The 18,574-nt window shown below is 43.8% G+C and carries 13 protein-coding genes; 10 read left to right on the top strand and 3 right to left on the bottom strand.

From position 1 onward, the window contains the following. Positions 1–17 precede the first annotated feature (17 nt). The 3 genes from A8C56_RS00585 to A8C56_RS00575 all read left to right on the top strand — a co-directional run bounded on the left by A8C56_RS00585 (position 18) and on the right by A8C56_RS00575 (position 4,636). On the top strand, positions 18–725 hold the full coding sequence (locus A8C56_RS00585; RefSeq protein WP_067750718.1) for a response regulator transcription factor: 708 nt from the start codon (positions 18–20) through the stop codon (positions 723–725). A 389-nt stretch (positions 726–1,114) separates the two neighbouring features. Further along, the gene (locus A8C56_RS00580) at positions 1,115–4,048 is read left to right on the top strand and encodes a glycoside hydrolase family 3 N-terminal domain-containing protein (protein ID WP_067750715.1); all 2,934 of its coding nucleotides are present in this window, start codon (positions 1,115–1,117) and stop codon (positions 4,046–4,048) included. A 75-nt stretch (positions 4,049–4,123) separates the two neighbouring features. Next, complete coding sequence (locus A8C56_RS00575) at positions 4,124–4,636, top strand: hypothetical protein (RefSeq protein WP_067750712.1); 513 nt, start codon at positions 4,124–4,126, stop codon at positions 4,634–4,636. A 336-nt stretch (positions 4,637–4,972) separates the two neighbouring features. Here the strand turns inward: A8C56_RS00575 and A8C56_RS00570 are convergent, their stop codons facing one another. Further along, complete coding sequence (locus A8C56_RS00570) at positions 4,973–6,160, bottom strand: ATP-binding protein (protein ID WP_067750709.1); 1,188 nt, start codon at positions 6,158–6,160, stop codon at positions 4,973–4,975. A 311-nt stretch (positions 6,161–6,471) separates the two neighbouring features. On the opposite strand from A8C56_RS00570, the gene A8C56_RS00565 reads away from it, so the two are divergent. Together A8C56_RS00565 and A8C56_RS00560 are read left to right on the top strand one after the other, a co-directional pair. After that, complete coding sequence (locus tag A8C56_RS00565) at positions 6,472–7,680, top strand: DUF2062 domain-containing protein (RefSeq protein WP_067750706.1); 1,209 nt, start codon at positions 6,472–6,474, stop codon at positions 7,678–7,680. Between the two features lie 11 nt (positions 7,681–7,691). Then, a complete protein-coding gene (locus A8C56_RS00560) occupies positions 7,692–11,537 on the top strand; it encodes a 1-acyl-sn-glycerol-3-phosphate acyltransferase (RefSeq protein WP_067750704.1) in 3,846 nt (1,281 codons plus the stop codon). Positions 11,538–11,752: 215 nt separating this feature from the next. On the opposite strand, the gene A8C56_RS00555 is transcribed toward A8C56_RS00560, so the two are convergent. Beyond that, positions 11,753–12,493, bottom strand: a complete 741-nt coding sequence (locus tag A8C56_RS00555; protein WP_067750701.1) for an SDR family NAD(P)-dependent oxidoreductase — start codon at positions 12,491–12,493, stop codon at positions 11,753–11,755. Between the two features lie 93 nt (positions 12,494–12,586). On the opposite strand from A8C56_RS00555, the gene A8C56_RS00550 reads away from it, so the two are divergent. From A8C56_RS00550 to A8C56_RS00530, 5 genes are all read left to right on the top strand, one after another. Then, positions 12,587–12,976, top strand: a complete 390-nt coding sequence (locus tag A8C56_RS00550) for a winged helix-turn-helix transcriptional regulator (protein ID WP_067761377.1) — start codon at positions 12,587–12,589, stop codon at positions 12,974–12,976. Positions 12,977–12,986: 10 nt separating this feature from the next. Then, positions 12,987–14,489 (top strand): phytoene desaturase family protein, encoded by a 1,503-nt coding sequence (locus A8C56_RS00545; protein ID WP_067750698.1) that lies wholly within the window; start codon positions 12,987–12,989, stop codon positions 14,487–14,489. A 65-nt stretch (positions 14,490–14,554) separates the two neighbouring features. Beyond that, positions 14,555–14,782, top strand: a complete 228-nt coding sequence (locus A8C56_RS00540) for a UPF0175 family protein (RefSeq protein ID WP_067750695.1) — start codon at positions 14,555–14,557, stop codon at positions 14,780–14,782. Then, positions 14,775–15,230 carry a DUF3368 domain-containing protein gene (locus A8C56_RS00535; protein WP_067750692.1) on the top strand — a complete coding sequence of 152 codons (456 nt, stop codon included), beginning with the start codon at positions 14,775–14,777 and terminating at the stop codon, positions 15,228–15,230. Before A8C56_RS00540 ends, A8C56_RS00535 begins: the two co-directional genes overlap by 8 nt. 39 nt (positions 15,231–15,269) lie before the next feature. Beyond that, entirely contained in the window at positions 15,270–16,934 is a 1,665-nt protein-coding gene (locus A8C56_RS00530; protein WP_067750689.1) for a C45 family autoproteolytic acyltransferase/hydolase, read from the top strand. A gap of 6 nt (positions 16,935–16,940) precedes the next feature. Here the strand turns inward: A8C56_RS00530 and A8C56_RS00525 are convergent, their stop codons facing one another. Next, positions 16,941–18,239, bottom strand: coding sequence for a glycosyltransferase (locus A8C56_RS00525; RefSeq protein WP_067750686.1), 1,299 nt, complete (start codon positions 18,237–18,239; stop codon positions 16,941–16,943). Positions 18,240–18,574: the final 335 nt, after the last annotated feature.

Below are 18,574 nucleotides of genomic sequence, written 5' to 3'. Positions count from 1 at the left end.
GACAAAAGATAAAGATTATGAACGGAGACAAAACGGCTACTATTTTGTTGGTAGAAGATGAAGAAAACCTTCATGAAGCACTAAAACTAAATCTTGAACTGGAAGGATACACAGTTACATCGGCTTTTGATGGCGTTCAGGCATTGGAGGCCATTAAAAATGAGTATTTTGATCTGGTAATCCTGGATATCATGCTCCCGGAAATGGATGGTATTGCCGTTGCAGAAACCATTCGCCTAACCAATACAGAAATACCCATCCTGATGCTTAGCGCAAAAAATACCAGCAACGATAAAGTGCTGGGGTTAAAAAAAGGCGCCGACGATTATCTCACCAAACCCTTCAACCTGGAAGAGCTGTTGTTAAGGATCCAGAAGCTCATCAATAAAAACCAGCGCCTGCAGGAAAAAAGCACTGTTGGTAATTCCTATACGTTTGGCGATAATATCATCGACTTCAAAGCCCAGGAAGCGGTGACCAAATACGCCGGAAAGATCCAGTTGAGCAAAAAAGAAGCGATGTTACTGAAACTGCTGATTGAAAACAAAAATGAAGTGGTACCGCGTGAAAAGATCCTGCAATCCGTTTGGGGATATAACGTTTATCCAACCACACGCACCATTGATAATTTTATTTTAAACTTCCGGAAGTATTTTGAAAAGGACAGCCGTAACCCGGAATTCTTTCATTCTGTAAGAGGCGTTGGTTATAAATATACAGAGTGATACCGCTAAATTTTGCCGTTGGCAAATACAGGAAAATCTGATGATCTGCACTTTTGTGCGGAGGCTTCAAAGCAATGGATGTCAGATACAACAATAGTTATTTTTACCTTTTGCAATCACTCCGCATCCGTCTCTTACACATTTTAAACAGATCATTTTTTATCTCACTCCCGGCTCACTCGTTCCTTCAAAAATGAAGGACTAATAAGGCTTACTTCCTTAAGGATTTTATTGATCAGAGGGCCATTCAACTCAAAAATTTACTTAATCATACTTCCTTTCTCTACATTCAGGTTGAAGGAAACCGCTCCGCTTTTGATGAGCGGACTCCGTTTTGTTTAAGGAATCTGTTACATTTGTAAACATCCGTAACCAATAAAATCCATAGAATGAAAAGTAAAGGATTGTATGCGCTGCTGTTAATTGCTTTTTTTATCCCGGGCTTTATTCATGCCCAGTATAAAAGCAGCTTACCGGAAGATAAATGGGTAGACAGTGTTTATAAGAGCCTGAGCAAAGACCAGCGCATTGCGCAGCTGATCATTGTAAGGGCCCATTCCAATCTTAAGGCAGATCACGTTGCCAAAGTTGCGGGCGATATTCAAAAATATAATATCGGCGCTCTTTGTTTTTTCCAGGGAGGCCCTGTACGCCAGGCCAATCTTACCAATTATTACCAGTCTTTAGCCAAAACGCCTCTGATGATTACCATAGACGGCGAATACGGGTTGGGCATGCGGCTGGATAGTGTTATAAAATTTCCCTACCAGATGACCATTGGTGCGCTTTCAGATACCTCACTGGTATATGAAATGGGGCTGGCCGTGGGGCGGCAGCATAAGCGCCTGGGAGTACACGTTAACTATGCACCGGATGTGGACGTAAATAATAATCCCAACAACCCTGTGATCGGGTTCCGTTCTTTTGGAGAAGATAAATATAAGGTAGCTGCAATGGGCGTTGCCTATATGAAAGGTATGCAGGACGCCGGCATCATGGCATGTGCCAAGCATTTTCCCGGCCACGGGGATGTAGCGGTGGATTCCCATCTTGATCTTCCGGTCATTAATAAAACCGTGAACCAGCTTGCCGACCTGGAATTATATCCTTTTAAAGAAATGATCAGGGCCGGTGTTCAGAGCATTATGGTAGGACATCTTTTTGTACCTTCCATAGACCCTACACCACACCACGCCACTTCCATTTCAAAAAGTGCAGTAGACGGGCTGCTACGCAAACAGCTCGGCTTTAACGGGCTGGTATTTACAGATGCGCTGGAAATGAAAGGCGTGGCCAAATATTTTCCCGGCGGCACTATCGCGGTTGAATCCTTAATTGCAGGCAATGATATGCTTTGCCTGCCTGAAAGCGTTCCCGGTACTATTAAAGCCGTAAATGATGCCATAAAAAAGGGCCGGTTAAACTGGAACGATATTGAAGCCAAGGTAAGAAGGGTACTGCATGCAAAATACAACCTGGGCTTAAACCACCCCGAGCCGGTAAGCACTGAGCACCTTACTGAAGACCTGAATGCAGAAACCGATGCCCTCCGTGAAAAAATTGCACAGAAGGCATTAACCATTGTAAACATGGTAAACCCGGATGGATTCCGTAATGACTTTTTCAACCTGCCACTGAAAGGCAAAAAGGTTGCCTATGTGGCTTTTACAGACGGCACACAAACTACACTGGCCAAACGCTTACGGGACGATCTGAATGCAGACGTTTATTATATCAATTATAATGATGCCATTGGCAAAGGCGGCACTGTTGTAAAAAAAGTGATCGATGAAAAATACGATGCCGTTATTATCGGGTTTCATAACATAGGGCTCCGGAAGGGAGGCAGCAATTTTGGCATTTCAAAAAATGCGCTTCAGAACTGGTATAGCCTGAACCGGCAAAATGCGGTTACCATGGTATTTGGCAACCCGTTATCTTTAGGCAATTTCTGCACAGCCAGCTCTTTAGTGGCGGCCTATGAAGATGATCCTGTTTTTCAGAATGTGGCAGCCGACTGGTTATTATCAAAATTTGCGGCAACCGGGAAACTGCCGGTTACCGTTTGCAACTGGAAGTTTGGAACAGGAATGATCCAGAAAGACACGCAAAGTGGCTTTATGCGGCCGATAGATGACGCTCGTTTTGCAGCTATTGATTCTATTGCAGAAGACGGCATTCAAAAGAAGGCCTATCCGGGCTGTGTTATATTGGCCGCCAAAGATGGGAAGATCGTTTTTCACAAAGCCTTTGGCAATTTTGAATATGACTCCACCCATCCTATGCAGCTGAGCAGCATCTTTGACCTGGCTTCTGTTACAAAAGTTTCCGCAACAACGGTTTCTGTAATGAAATTGTATGAAGAAGGTAAGATCGATCTTAAAAAAAGACTGGAGGACTATCTTCCCTGGACAAGAAAAACCAATAAGGCAAAGCTTACTTTAGAAGACATTATACTGCACCAGGCAGGAATGGTGCCGTTTATTCCTTTCTACAAACAAACATTAAACCCTGATGGCACCGTAAGGAATGATCTGTACCGGACAACGGCCACTGAAGGGTTTACCACCCAGGTGGCAAGGGATCTTTATATCCGGAATGATTATAAGGATACGATCTGGAGAGAGATACTGGAAAGCCCTGTTACTCCGCCCGGTAAGGAATATGTTTACAGCGATAATGATTTCTGGTTCCTTGGCAAAATTGTAGAAGCTATTACAAAGATGCCTTTGGAAGAATATGTACAAAAGACTTTTTATCAGCCCATGCGCATGGCTACCACCGGCTTTCATCCATTGGAGCGGTTCCCGCTTGATGTAATCGTACCTACAGAAAAAGAAACACATTTCCGCAACCAGTTGATACAGGGCACCGTGCATGATGAAGGCTCCGCCCTGGGAGGAGGCGTTGCCGGGCATGCCGGACTGTTTTCTGACGCCTATGATCTGGGAAAGCTTTACCAGATGCTTTTAAACGGTGGGGAGCTGAACGGCCAGCGTTTTTTAAAATGGGAAACCATACAATATTTCACTGCTTATCACAGCCCTATCAGCCGCAGGGGGTATGGCTTTGATAAACCGGAAAAGGATAACGCCACCAGCCACGATCCCTATCCCGGTAAATATGCCTCACCTCAGGCCTATGGCCATACCGGCTTTACAGGCACCTGTGTATGGGTAGATCCCAGATACAATATCCTGTACATCTTTCTTTCCAACCGTGTTTACCCTACCCGTGATAATCCCTGGCTGAGCCGGCTGAGCATTCGCGGTAATATACTGGATGCCATTTACAAGGCCGAGGTGCCCAACCTGGCAAACTAAAACCTGTCAATCTTAATAAGATCCGGCTCCTTTGGTATACTTATTGTTAATATAGGAAACGTAAATCCGTTATCAATGAGAAAAATCACCTTTTTCGCAGTTTTTATTGCACTATCTATGCTCACATATGCGCAAACCAGCTATAAACAGGCCATTGGTATGCGTTTAAGCTCCAATACCTCTTATGAAGCTGTTGCCGCATCTTATAAGTTCTTTGTAGCGCAGCCCGGCGCTATTGAATTAAACCTGGGTTTTGGCAACCGTGATTACTGGTATAACGGCGACCGGAGGCATGCACCGGGTGTAAGCTTTGCAGGAACCTATCAGCATCATTTCGCTATAAAGCCGGTGCCCGGTTTAAAATGGTTTGTGGGCGGAGGCCTGGTATTTTTTAATACCAGCGCAAAAGTGGGCCGGTACGATGGATTTGGGGCTGGAATTTACCCCACGGGAGGCATCGATTATAAATTTCCAAAGATCCCTCTCAATCTTTCGGCGGACGTACGCCCTGTTATTCATTTTACAGCACCGGATGATTATGATACCTTTCATCCAACAGCAGGTATCGCAGCAAGATATACGTTCTAATGTCATGTCAAGGTATTTATTTGCGTTGCAAAAGCAATGAGGTGATGACAAAAAAAGTCGTCACCAGCGCAGCGTAGCGATCCCGAACGTTCGGGACGAAAGGTCCCAGAGTTGAAGAGATGCTTCGGCTACGCATGACGAAAGTATAACTGATCCTCACTGCATAATGCCATCTGTCATTGGCAGCTTAAAGGCAATGCTTTTATGATTACCTCTGGATTACAGTGTTCTTTTTATGTCGAAATAGTATTACCACCATTTCTTTATCTCTCCTGTTCCCTTTGACCTATCAGAAGGCCAAAAGCAATGTTCCTTTCCCATAATAATAAACCATCTTTACCAGATTACACCGCCCCAGGTAAAATCGACAAACCCACCGGCGGCAGGGCTTTTGCCTATTACCATATTTTTCTTAAGGTCTATCGAGCCTGCACGTTGAAAAAGTATGCTTAAGTCCTGAACAGACGGCGTTTCCTTTACTTCAACAGCGGTATCCCCGTTATAAATAAAATCAATCTCCTGCCCGCTCTTTTTTTGATAATACTGTAAAGTACCTGAAGGCTTCAGTTGGGCGGCAATTGCATTTTCAAATACCTGTCCGCCGGATAGCTGGTTTTCTGCCAAAGCATTTAAGATACCTGTATCGCTGAAATACAGCTTTTTTTGCTGGGATATTTCCCTGTCGATATTCTTGGTAAAGGGTGACAATTGATAAACAAGATACGTCTGCTCCAGCAGTTGTATATAAGAGGCCGTCTTTTGCCGGTTAATGCCGCTTATACTGCTCAGCTTGCTATAATCTACCTTATTGCCGCTTCTGGCTGCCAGCAGTTTTACCAGCTTGTACAGATCTTCACCGACAGAATAATCCGAAAGGATTTTTACATCCATTTCAATATAGGAGTTTATAATATCCAGCAGCAGATCCTTTTTAGCTGTTGTATCTTTTTCCAGCACTACTTCAGGAAATCCTCCAAATGTTATATACTCTTTATACCAGTCTTTGGCTTTATTATACCAGGCTTCTTTGTACGGCTGCCATTTATAGCGCTCAAAGGTTTTTGTCCATACTTCTTTAAAAATCAAAAACTCTTTAAAGCTCAAAGGGTACATTTCAAAAATTTTTTTCCGGCCTGCAAGGCTTTCCGAAAAATGATTTTTCATATAGTAGGAACTGGAGCCTGTTACTATAAACTTTACCCCATAAGTATCATACAAATACTTAATAAAACTTGGCAGGTTTTCAACCAGCTGAATCTCGTCAAACGCCAATATGCAGGGCTTGCTCATATCAATGCCACGTAATTCTAAATCTTCTTTTATTTCTTCATAATCCGGCTTGCTCAAAAGTGTACGAATCTCAATACGTTCGCAATCCAGATACAAGCTATTCGGATTCTTTGCCTTTGCCAGTACATATTTCACAGCCGTGCTTTTCCCTACTCTGCGCATACCGGTTATAACAGTCACCTGTTTTTTGCCGAGGTGGGCCAGCAGATTCTCATATATATAACGCTGATACATTGTTACTTTTACCCAGATTTATCTTACAAAGATAAACTTTTTGGTTATGTCAAAAACAAATAGTATATCTTAATGATAAAAAATATATCTTAAAGATATACTATTTGATAAAAAATTAATCATTTAGTAATGTAGGTGGTTTCTTCCAAAACCAAAAAAAACGCTGACAATCATTAGCATATTAAAAAATGTCTTTACTCCGTGCTTTTAAGGCAGGCAGAAGAGCATAAGGATCATTTTTGGGTGATTTAAGATTTGGGGGCTTAGGATTTTAAGTTTTATTTTTGGAGCTTGTGTCACTTAACAGTTCAATGATACCCGCTGATATTTCAGACCGATTTTCAAAGCTGGGCGTATGTGTAATCATTCCCACCTATAACAATGCCTCCAGCATTGAACAGGTGGTTACGGATGTTTTGCAATATACACAGCAGGTTATTGTAGTCAATGACGGGTCTACTGACGCTACTCCCGGGGTTTTAAAAAGATTTCCCAGTATCACAGTAATCGGTTATAGTCCCAATAAGGGTAAAGGGTTTGCCTTGCGGATCGCTTTTAAAAAAGCTATTGAACTGGGGTATCAGTACGCCATCACCCTTGATTCGGACGGGCAGCATTTTGCCAAAGACCTGCCCCTGTTCCTGGAAAAACTGGAACAGGAAGGACCTGCGCTGATCATGGGCAGCCGGAATATGGAAACAGCCGATAATGTGCCGGGCAAGAGCAGCTTCGGGCACAAATTTTCCAATTTCTGGTACCAGGTAGAAACAGGCATTGACTGCCCGGATACCCAAACCGGCTACCGGCTGTACCCGTTGGCGCCCATCAGCAAAATGCGGTTATTTACCCGCAAATATGAACTGGAAATTGAGGTGATTGTCCGTCTGGCCTGGGCAGGTGTTAAGGTCACCTGGGTTCCGATTACCGTGTATTACCCTCCAAAGGAAGAACGGGTCACTCATTTCCGGCCCTTCAAAGACTTCAGCCGTATCAGCGTATTAAACACATTGCTGGTGCTGATCACCTTTTTATACATAAAGCCCCGCGATTTTTTCCGGCGCTTTACAAAAAAAAACTGGAAGCAGCAGCTAAAACAGCTCATACTCAATCCGAATGAATCGGCAATGACCAAAGCCAATTCTATAGCTTTTGGCGGGTTTATGGGAATTATTCCCCTGTGGGGGTTCCAGTTACTGATCGGCATTCCATTGGCGCATTTCATGAAACTGAACAAAGCATTGTTTATTTTAGCGGCTAATATCAGCATTCCGCCCATGATACCACTCATTGTTTTTTTGAGCTATAAAATGGGGAAACCCTGGATGGGGAGCCGAGCTGTGGACATCTCTTTTACAAAGCAGCTCACATTAAAACATATCGGTCAGAACCTGGAACAATATCTTTACGGCAGCCTGACCCTGGCGGTTCTTGCAGCCCTCCTTTTCTGGCTGATGACCCTTTTAATTTTAAAACTGGCAAAAAAAAACAAACCTCTCCTTGCCAACTCTAACCACGAATAAGGGAAAAACAAATGCAGCAGTTTTTTATTTCCATATATGATTTTTTAAGACCGAGGAAACCCTTACTGTATTCATTGTTTTTTGTAACGCTGGCACTGTTCCTGCTCTTTGCCAGCCGGATAAAATTTGTAGAGGATGTTTATGCCATCATTCCCAAAGATCAGAAAACGGAAAAGCTGACGCAGGTTTTTGGGAACTCAAAGTTCGCCGATAAGCTGGCCATTATGGTATCCTTAAAAGATACCGGCCGTACAGCAGCAGACAGCCTGGTAAGCTATACAGATGAGCTGGCAGATGCATTGCAGCAAAGAGCAAAACCCTATATTAAAAATATCAGGTACAAAGTGGAAGATGATTTTACAATGGAATTGTTTCAGACCATCCAGGAACATCTCCCCGTTTTTTTGTCAGAAAAAGATTATGCAAAGATCGATACGTTCAGGCAGCCGGAAGTATTAAAAGCAACACTGGCAAATGATATTAAATTATTAAGCTCCCCCTCAGGCTTTGCGATCAATGATGTGATCCGTAATGATCCGAGTGGTATTTCGTTCCTGGCATTGAAAAAATTACAGCAGCTGCAATTTGATGATAATTTTGAGCTGTACGATAATCATATCATCACAAAGGACAACAAAACCATGCTGTTGTTCATTACGCCCGTATATGCAGCCGGTAACACCGGTATGAATAAACGCTTTTTCGATATTCTGGATCACACCTTTGATTCATTACGGCTACTGCACCCGCAGATACAGCCTTATTATTTCGGCGGGGCGGTTGTCTCTGAAGGCAACGCCATCCAGCTAAGAAAGGATACGCTGTTCACACAAGGCATCACTATAGTATTCCTGGTGCTGTTCATTGCATTTTACTTCAAAAAGAAGCGGGCACCGGTGCTGATTTTGGTACCGGTTGTTTATGGGGCTGCCTTTTCACTGGCTCTTATTTATCTGATCAAAGGCAGTATTTCTGTGATTGCATTGGGTACAGGGTCCATTGTGCTGGGGATCGTGATCAATTATTCACTGCACGTTTTTAATCATTACCGCCATACAGGCAATGTGCGGCAGGTGATCAGGGATCTTTCTTTTCCATTAACCATTGGAAGCTTTACCACTATCGCCGGTTTCCTGTCGCTCCAGTATGCTACTTCCGATATGCTGAAGGACCTCGGGTTGTTTGCGGGACTGAGCCTGGTGGGCGCTGTTATTTGTTCGCTGGTATTCCTGCCGCATTTCCTGGGCAGATCGGCACAAAGCCCCGCAGGGCATCATTCCTGGCTGGATAAGCTGGCCGGGGTGCGGCCGGAAACCAATAAATGGCTGGTGGCGCTCATTTTTGTACTGACCATTGTTTTCCTGTTTTACATGAAAAAGGTGCAGTTTGAGCCGGACATGACGCAGCTCAACTATATGTCCAAAGAGCTGAAGCAGGCCGAAGCAAAGCTCAACAGCATCAGCGGGTCTTCCTTAAAATCTGTTTATCTGGTGGCAGAAGGAAACAGCCTGGAGAATGCCCTCAGCAGAAGCGAGCAGCTGCAAAATACAATAGACAGTTTTAAAGCCACCGGACAAGTCAATAGCAGCGCCGGGGTTGCCTCCCTGCTGCTGTCAGATTCGCTGCAAAAAAAGCGTATCGATCGCTGGAATGCTTACTGGACGACTGAAAAGAAGCAGCAACTGCTTTCGGATATAAAAGCGCAGGGCGTCGCAACCGGCTTTAAAGCAAATGCATTTGCCGGTTTTGAGCAATTATTGAATACCGATTTTACGCCGGTTAATAAAGAGCAGTTGCAGGATATCCGCAATACTTATCTTGATGATTATATTACGGAACAGCCCGGCCACGCTTCGGTAGTTACGCTTTTGAAAGTGCCGGAGCAGCAGAAGCAAATCGTCATCAATACGCTTGAAAAAGCCGATAATGCCGTGGTCTTAGACCGCCAGTACCTCACCAACCGGTTAACGGGAATGGTCAATGATGATTTCAACCGTATTGCCTGGATCGTATCCATCCTGGTAGCAGTGGTATTGTTCCTTACATTTGGAAGGATCGAATTAATGCTGATGGCTTTCATTCCAATGCTCATCAGCTGGGTATGGATACTGGGCATTATGGCGATTGCTGGTATTAAATTCAACATTGTAAATATTATCGTGTCCACGCTTATATTTGGCCTGGGCGATGATTACAGCTTATTTGTAATGGACGGCCTTTTATCGGAATATAAAACCGGTAAAAAATTATTAAGCTCCTATAAATCTTCCATCCTGCTTTCTGCCATTACCACTATTGCAGGGTTGGGTGTGCTGGGTTTTGCAAAGCATCCAGCGCTAAGATCCATTTCGTTCATTTCGGTTACCGGTATCCTCTGCGTGGTATTAATGTCGCAGATATTAATACCTTTTCTCTTCAATCTTTTTATTAAAAGCAGGATCAAACGGAAATTCCATCCCTGGACCCTCTGGAGCTGGCACCGTTCTTCTTTTTCATTTGTGTACTTTGCTTCCACCAGTCTATTATTGACCCTTGTTGGTTTTTTCCTGGTAAAGCTGAATCCTTTCAATAAAGAAAAAGGAAAATACATTTACCATGTATTACTGTCTAAGTTTTGCATGTCGGTGCTGTATATTATGGGCAATTTCAGAAAAAAAATTAATAATCCTGCACACGAAACATTTAAAACACCTGCAGTTGTTATTGCCAACCACCAATCCTTTCTGGATATTTTAAAAATGGCCATGCTGAACCCCCGGCTGATCTTGCTGACCAACCGCTGGGTCTGGAAGTCGCCGGTATTTGGATGGGCTATCCGCATGGCCGATTTTTATCCGGTTGCCAATGGTATTGAGAACAGTGTGCCGCTCCTGAAAACACTTACCGATAAAGGTTATTCTATTGTGGTATTCCCGGAAGGCACCCGTAGTGCGCGCCCACCTATCAAACGCTTTCACAAAGGCGCCTTTTACCTGGCGGAAAAGTTACACCTGGATATTGTTCCCGTTTTATTACATGGATTGGGTTATACCATGACAAAAGGCGATTACTTATTAAAGAACGGCCCCATTACAGCGCAATACTTACCCAGGATCAAAGCAGATGATCTGAGCTGGGGCAGCTCTTACCAGGAGCGTACCCGGTCTGTTTCAAAATACTTCAGGGAACAGCACACCCAATTAACAAAAGAACTGGAACAGCCAAAATATTTTAAAGAGCACCTGTTCTTTAATTATATTTATAAAGGCCCGGTACTGGAATGGTATTTAAAAATAAAGCTGCGGCTGGAAAACTATTACCAGCCTTTTCATAAGGTGATGCCATTGGAGGGCAGCATCCTGGACCTGGGCTGCGGCTATGGTTTTATGAGCTATATTCTTTACTGGAGCAGCCAGGAAAAACGCCGTATTACAGGTGTGGATTATGATGAAGGAAAGATCGATACCGCCAATCACTGCTTCAGCAAAACGGACGACATTCATTTTATCCATGCCGATATCAGCCGGTTTTCTTTTGAAAGCTATAACGGTATTATCATTAGTGATGTGCTGCATTACCTGCAACCGGAACAGCAGGTAGCTGTTATTGAAAAAGCTATTCAAAGCTTATTACCAGGCGGCGTGCTGGTGATCCGCGATGGGGATAAAGATCTGAAAGCGAAACATAAAGGTACCCGGCTGACCGAATTCTTTTCCACCAAAATATTCTCCTTCAACAAAACGGTCAATGAGCTGCATTTCCTTTCCGGAAAAATGATCAAAGAGTTAGCAATAAAACATGGACTTTCCTTTGAGCGGGTAGATAATACAAAGTACACCTCCAATGTGATTTGGGTACTGAGAAAACACGAAAATTAGCGTACCCAGGAAGCAACTTTATAAATGTAGAATAAGGCTAACCAGTCAACTTTAATTTTTACAAATTTAATTTTATAAAAAAATGATAATCGCACAAATAAATATCTTGGGATTAGCCTTCGTCAGGCTCAGGCTGACATTACTTTTTGGTCACCCAAAGATTATTGAAGCTCCAGATTCGTATAAAATCTGAATACATTAATTTCCTTTTACTATTAAATATTTGTTCCGCCATCAATCAAAAAACCGGCCCCGGTAATATAACTGCTTTCCGGTCCGGCCAGGTAAGCCACCAGTGATGCAATTTCATCACCGGTTCCAAAAGCATCAAGCGCCATTAAAGAACGCTGAAAATCAGCAGCAGGGCCGTTTGCGGGATTCATATCCGTATCCACCGGGCCGGGATGCACCAGATTAGCGGTAATTCCTTTTGGCCCCAGATCTCTTGCAATACCTTTTGTAAAGCCTGTAAGGGCGCTTTTACTCATTGCATAAAGCGCACCGCCCGGGCCTGGCATCCGATCAGCCTGGCAGCTGCCAATGGTGATGATCCGGCTGCCCCTTTTCAGATAAGGCAAGGCTGCTTTTACTGCCATAAAAACGGCCCGTATGTTCACCGCTACAATCGCATCAAAATCCTCCACCGTAAATGCATTGATATCCTTATAAACACCGATGCCCGCATTATTCACCAAAATGTCCAGTCTGCCTAATTCCTTTACGGTTGTTTCAACTGCGTTCACAATCGCCTGTGGGTCGGCATTATCCGCCTGTATCGCTGTTGCTTTCCCGTTTTGCTCTTCAATGGCTTTTACTACTTCCGCTGCCTTTTCCGGAGAAGCTTTGTAGGTGAGCGCAACCTGTGCGCCTTCCCGCGCAAGCCGTTGTGCAATGGCAGCGCCTATTCCCCTGCTGCCACCCGTTATCAATACTGTTTTACTCTCTAATTGTTTCATAGTAATTTTTTTAAATGAAGCCGTAAAATTGTGCAGATATTTATATTTTTACAAGTACTGATAAAATTGTTAAGTACTGACAAAAAAGTAAGTATGCGTAAAATAAACTCCACAAATGCACTGAATGAAGCGCAACTGATCCGGAACTGCGGGGTTGTTCATGCCTTATCCATTATTGGCGGCCGGTGGAAGCCCACCATTCTTTTTAACCTTCTTTACGGGAAAATGCGGTATAATGAATTATTAAAATCGATTCCCGGCGTATCGGAACGTATGTTGATCGCACAGCTGAGAGAACTGGAACAGCACGGTTTGATCAGACGCATCGTTTATCCGGAAGTGCCTCCCAGAGTAGAATATGAATTAACTGCAGCAGGCAAATCAGCAGGGCCTATGCTGCAAGCCATTTCCGATTGGGGCAATAAGCTGCGGAATAAGAAAAACGCTGTGGGTAAAAAAACATCCAGTATTGCACCTGCATGATCTGAAACCTATGGATTACGACGTTATCATCATCGGCAGCGGATTGGGTGGCCTTTTATGTGGCAGCATACTGGGTAAGGAAGGGCTGCGGGTTTGTGTTGTGGAAAAGAACAAACAGCTTGGCGGCAATCTGCAAACCTTTTCGCGTAACAAGCAGCTTTTTGATACCGGGGTGCATTATATCGGAGGGTTGGCCAAGGGCCAGAATCTGTACCAGGTCTTTAAATACGCCGGTATCATGGATCAACTCCGGCTGGAAAAAATGGAGGAGGCCTTTGATCACATCCTGCTGGAAAATGATCCGAAGGAATATGTGCAGAGCCAGGGTTATGATGCGTTCATTAAAAATCTCGTGGCCGATTTCCCGGAAGAAAAGGAAGCCATTATCCGCTATTGCGAACGGGTAAAAGAAGTGTGTGGCAAGTTTCCACTTTATCACTTAACCACAGACGATGCGTCCGTAAAAAACAATGTGTTGGGCCTGGGTGCACAGGAAACCATCGCGTCCATTACCAATAACAAGAAATTACAGGCCGTGCTGGCGGGCAATAACCTGCTCTACTCCGGTGTTGCCGGTAAAACACCCTTTCACGTACACGCACTCATTGTAAACAGCTATATCGAAAGCAGCTGGAAATGCGTGGATGGCGGGTCGCAGATCGCCAAACTATTGGCAGCGGAAATAAAAAAACACGGAGGAACTGTCCTGCGCAATTGCGAAGTAAAAAAGATCGTGGAAACCAACAGAGCTATTTCCCATATTGAAATAGTAAACGGCGCCACCATCAGCGCGCGTTATTTTATCTCCAATATCAACCCTGCAGCTACACTAAATCTTACCAATTCGCCCCTTTTAAAAAATGTGTATCGCAAACGGATCAGCGGACTGCCCAATACGGTATCCTCTTTTTCACTGCACCTTGTTTTAAAGCCGCGATCGGTTCCTTATAAAAATCACAATTATTATTTTCATAAGGACGGGTGTTTATGGAATATGAATGATTACACGGAAGCCAACTGGCCGTTGGGTTATGGCTTGTATTATACCCGCGACCGTAAGAACCCCTCCTATGCCGCAACCATTTCTGTTTTAACGCCCATGTGGTTCAGGGATGTGGAACAATGGAAGGATACTTATAACCGTAAGGGGAAAGAAAGTAACCGTGGCACCTCTTACGAAGCCTTCAAAAAACGGAAAACAGCACAATTGTTAAAGCTGGTAAAAGAGCGCTTCCCGGAAATTGTTGAAAATATTCAGTACAGCTATGCCGCTACCCCGCTGACTAACCGCGATTATATTGGACTGGAAGATGGCTCGATGTACGGCGTGCAAAAAGATTATAAAAACCCGTTACAAACCGTCATCAGTCCGCGCACCAAAATCCCCAACCTGTTTTTAACAGGACAAAGCCTCAATTTGCATGGAATTTTAGGAACTTCGCTCTCCGCAGTATTAACCTGCTCCCTGTTGCTTAATGATGATACACTGGTAGATAAAATAAGAAATGTATAAAACCACAAAAAATGCCTTCAACGCCGTAATCTTTCGTAAAAAAAATAAATAGTAAATTTGCAATTATGAAAGTATTGACATTAAATATTCCGGATGGCTTAGATGTAGACAACCAGCAACTCGCAATGCTGGTAGCAAGTCGGCTTTATGAACTGGGCAAGCTTTCACTAGGGCAAGCCGCTGAAGTTGCCGGATTAACAAAAAGAGCATTTGCAGAATTATTAGGTAGCTACGACGTTCCTATCTTTAATTTTCCTGCATCGGAACTTTCAGGAGATGTAGCAAATGCCTAAAACAATTATTTCAGACACCAGCTGTTTCATTATTCTTGCTAACATTGGCGAACTGGAACTTTTACATAAGGTTTACGGGCAAATTACAACCACACCGGATATCGCTGCAGAATATGGCGATCCTTTTCCTGAATGGGTGGAGATTATTGCTGTAAAGGATCAATACCGGCAGCAACTTTTGGAAATGCAGATCGATAAAGGAGAATCAAGTGCCATTGCTTTAGCACTGGAAACCCCTGATAGTACAATCATTCTGGACGATATAAAAGGAAGAAAAATAGCACGCCATCTTGGACTAACCTATACCGGCACTTTGGGTATAATTATTAAAGCGAAATTAAAAGGCATTATTCCCTCAATAAAACCGATATTAAATAAAATGAAACAAACCAATTTTCGTTTATCTGCGGAAATTGAGTTTCAGGCATTAAAAGCTGCAAATGAGTAAGCAAAACGATGGCTCTGTACGCCGTAAAACGAACACAAAATGAAGAAGCGATTTTTACGAAGATTATTACGGGTGCTGGCTGTTATTGTATTGTTCTTTGGCTTACTATTTGCTTACCTGGCCTGGGTTTCAGACATCCCGGAACCGAAGGTAAAAGACACCGCAGCTTTACAATTACAACGGCAGCAACCGGATACGGGTTTATACACCATCGGTAACAGCTGGTTCCGCAAAAGCAGTTCCGGTTTATATGAATTGTATGTGGAAGGCGCTCCTTTTGAGCGGGGCGTGATCAACGGTAAGCTCAGCAAAGAGCTGGTGCAATTACAGGAAGATTATTTCAGCGCACAGATCAACCGCCTGGTGCCTTCCAGCTTTTACCGGCATTTTTTAAAATATTTCATTGGTTGGTTCAATCGCAAGCTGCCGGACTATGTAACCGAAGAATATAAAGACGAGATCTTTGGTGTTTCCCGCTCGGCCTCCGATAACTATGGTTATATTGGCGATAAATACCAGCGCATTTTAAACTATCACTCTGCACATGATATTGGTCATGCCCTGCAAGCCCTGGCACTGGTGGGTTGCACTTCGTTTGGCACCTGGGGGGCTGCTTCGGAAGACAGTACCCTGATCATTGGCCGCAACTTTGATTTTTATGTAGGGGACGATTTTGCAAAAAATAAAATTGTGGAGTTTGTAAACCCCTCTTCCGGCTATAAATATATGAGCGTAACCTGGGGTGGATTTATTGGTGTGGTATCCGGTATGAACGAAAAAGGACTTACCGTTACCATTAACGCCGCCAAAAGTAGCTACCCTACCGGCGCGGCAACCCCGGTTTCGCTGGTAGCGCGGGAAATCGTTCAATATGCAAAGAACATTCATGAAGCGGTGGCCATCGCCCAAAAGCGTAAAATGTTTGTTTCCGAATCCTTCCTGGTAGGTTCGGCAGCTGATAATAAAGCCGTAATTATTGAGAAAACGCCGGATTCATTAGCCATTTATGATCCGCATAAAAACTCCATTCTCTGTACCAATCATTTTCAAAGTACTACTTTCTGGAATTCGGAACCCAATAAGGAAATGCGTGAAAAAAGCTCTTCCGTTTACCGTTACAACCGGCTGAACCAGCTGCTGGCAGCTAACGAAAAAAATTCGGTACAAAAAACCATTGCCATCCTGCGGGATTGCCGGGGTATCAATAACGCGGACATTGGCATGGGCAATGAAAAAGCGGTAAACCAGTTTATTGCACATCATTCCATTGTTTTTGAGCCGCAAAAGCTGCTGGTATGGGTCTCCACCGCGCCCTGGCAACTGGGGCCTTATGTTTGTTATGATCTTAAAAAAATATTTGCCCTGCATGGCATGAACAAAAATACAGAGGTCAATGAAACGGCCCTTACCATTCCTGCAGATTCTCTTATCTATACACCCCAGTTTAAGCGTTTTGAACAGTTCCGGGCTTACCGTGCAAAGATCCAGGACGGTGAAAAAATAGATCCTGACAGCCTGGTAGCTGATAATCCCACCTTCTACAACAGTTATATACTGGCGGGCGACTATTGCTTTAAAAACAAAGCCTATGCAAAGGCCGCACAATTCTATCAAAAAGCGCTAACGTTGGAAATAGCGAACCATGGCGAAAGAGAACATGCAAAGACGCAATTAAAAATGGCGCTGCATAAAGCTGAAAAGTGACCTTACTTACAAATTCTTTTGCGTCAGCAATGGTTGTGCTGACGTTTTAAAATACGCTTCAAGCCTTGAAACGGCCTCAGCAACGCCGTTCTCCTGTTCCATCATGCCGCCAACTTGCAGAACGGAAGCTCTGATGGCATCCTGATCAGCAGTCCGGATAGCAGCTAAAAGTTTTTGTGGCGATAGCTTCTTAAAAGAAAGATGCGCGCCCCAGCCTTTCCGTTTAATAAACCTTCCCCAAATTGGCTGATCGCCCAAAACGGAAACAACAACTATCGGTATTTTAGCACGGAGCGCGGCGCCGATCGTTCCGATTCCGCCGTGTACAACAGCCAGTTTGCATTGCGGAAATAACCACGAATGGTCTACTGCTTTTACTTCAAAGACCCGTTCACTTTTGGGCAGCTCAATGGGTTGACTCCAGCCCTGGCAGAAAATATAACGTTCTCCTGTATGGTTCAATAGGTATTCCAAAATCCTGTAAAATATTGCCGGATCCGGAACCGGAAAGCTTCCAAAGCCAATATAAACGGGCGGGGCGTCCTGCTTTAGCCAGTTGCTGATCGGTTCTTCCGTACTGGCATCCTGCCCGGCTACAGGCGTTTTTCCCCGATTCTGGTCTAAAAAGCCGGTAACAGACACTTCCTGCGGCCAGTCGTAAGGCCGTTGAAGTAAAAAACGGCTGAACGCATGTAACTGCAAAACCTGCTGATCATCTATTATTTTCAGTAATGATTTTTTAAGTGGCGGCAATTTTAACAATGCCCGCTGTTCCTGCACATCTTTTTTGTGTTCTTTCCAGAAAAGCCACCGCATCAACCGGTATGTAAACCGGTTATAAACCGGCGCATTGAAAAAATCAAGCCCCAGATACGGGAAGACTGCAGTTGGCACCGAAGGAACCGTTAACTGAATAATCGCCCAGGACTTTTTTAAACGTTCTGCTACAGAAAATACCCATACCACGGTAAGCGGGGTGGCTATCAGCACATCAAAAGTTGCACAGTAGCTGACCATTTTTTCCAGAACGGCGGCCTGATCTTTCCGGATCAACTTTCCCAGTTCCCGTAAATAAACGATCACATTACCGGATTTAAGGATGCCCGCTATTTCCGGCGACTGCAATATTTTTTGCGTATCCACCGGAAGCGGGTAGAAAGGGATCTCATATTTTGCCACAAAATCAGAAAAATTCTCATTCCCTACAATTGCAACGGTGTTTCCCTGCTCCATTAATCCTGATGCTAATGCAATATAGGGTTGTACATCTCCCCTGGAGCCAAAAGTAATGATGCCGTAATGCATGGTGTTGTAGATTTTGGTTTATTAAATAAAATATTATTAAAATAGTCTCAAATACTATAAAAATAGTATTTATTTATAAATATGCGACAAAATTAAATTTTATCTAAAAATAGAATTACTGCTATACCTCGTAATTAAAACAGAATAGGTGCCTGCCTGTCCCTCAGGTCGCCCTTGTCCCAAATAGGTCGCCCATCAAGCGGGCTCTGCACCTTGCTTTACATATAGGCTACCTACATATAGCCCCGGCGGGGCTTAATATGAGTAGAGCGGGCGAAGCTTTTTTCTATACCCCGGGTACCTAAAAACCTCCGATGTTGAAGGCTGAGGGGTGG

Source organism: Niabella ginsenosidivorans, from assembly GCF_001654455.1.
In the GTDB taxonomy this organism is placed as follows: domain Bacteria; phylum Bacteroidota; class Bacteroidia; order Chitinophagales; family Chitinophagaceae; genus Niabella; species Niabella ginsenosidivorans.
The sequence above is the reverse complement of the archived record's forward strand: the minus strand, read 5'-3'. Positions and strand labels throughout refer to the sequence as shown.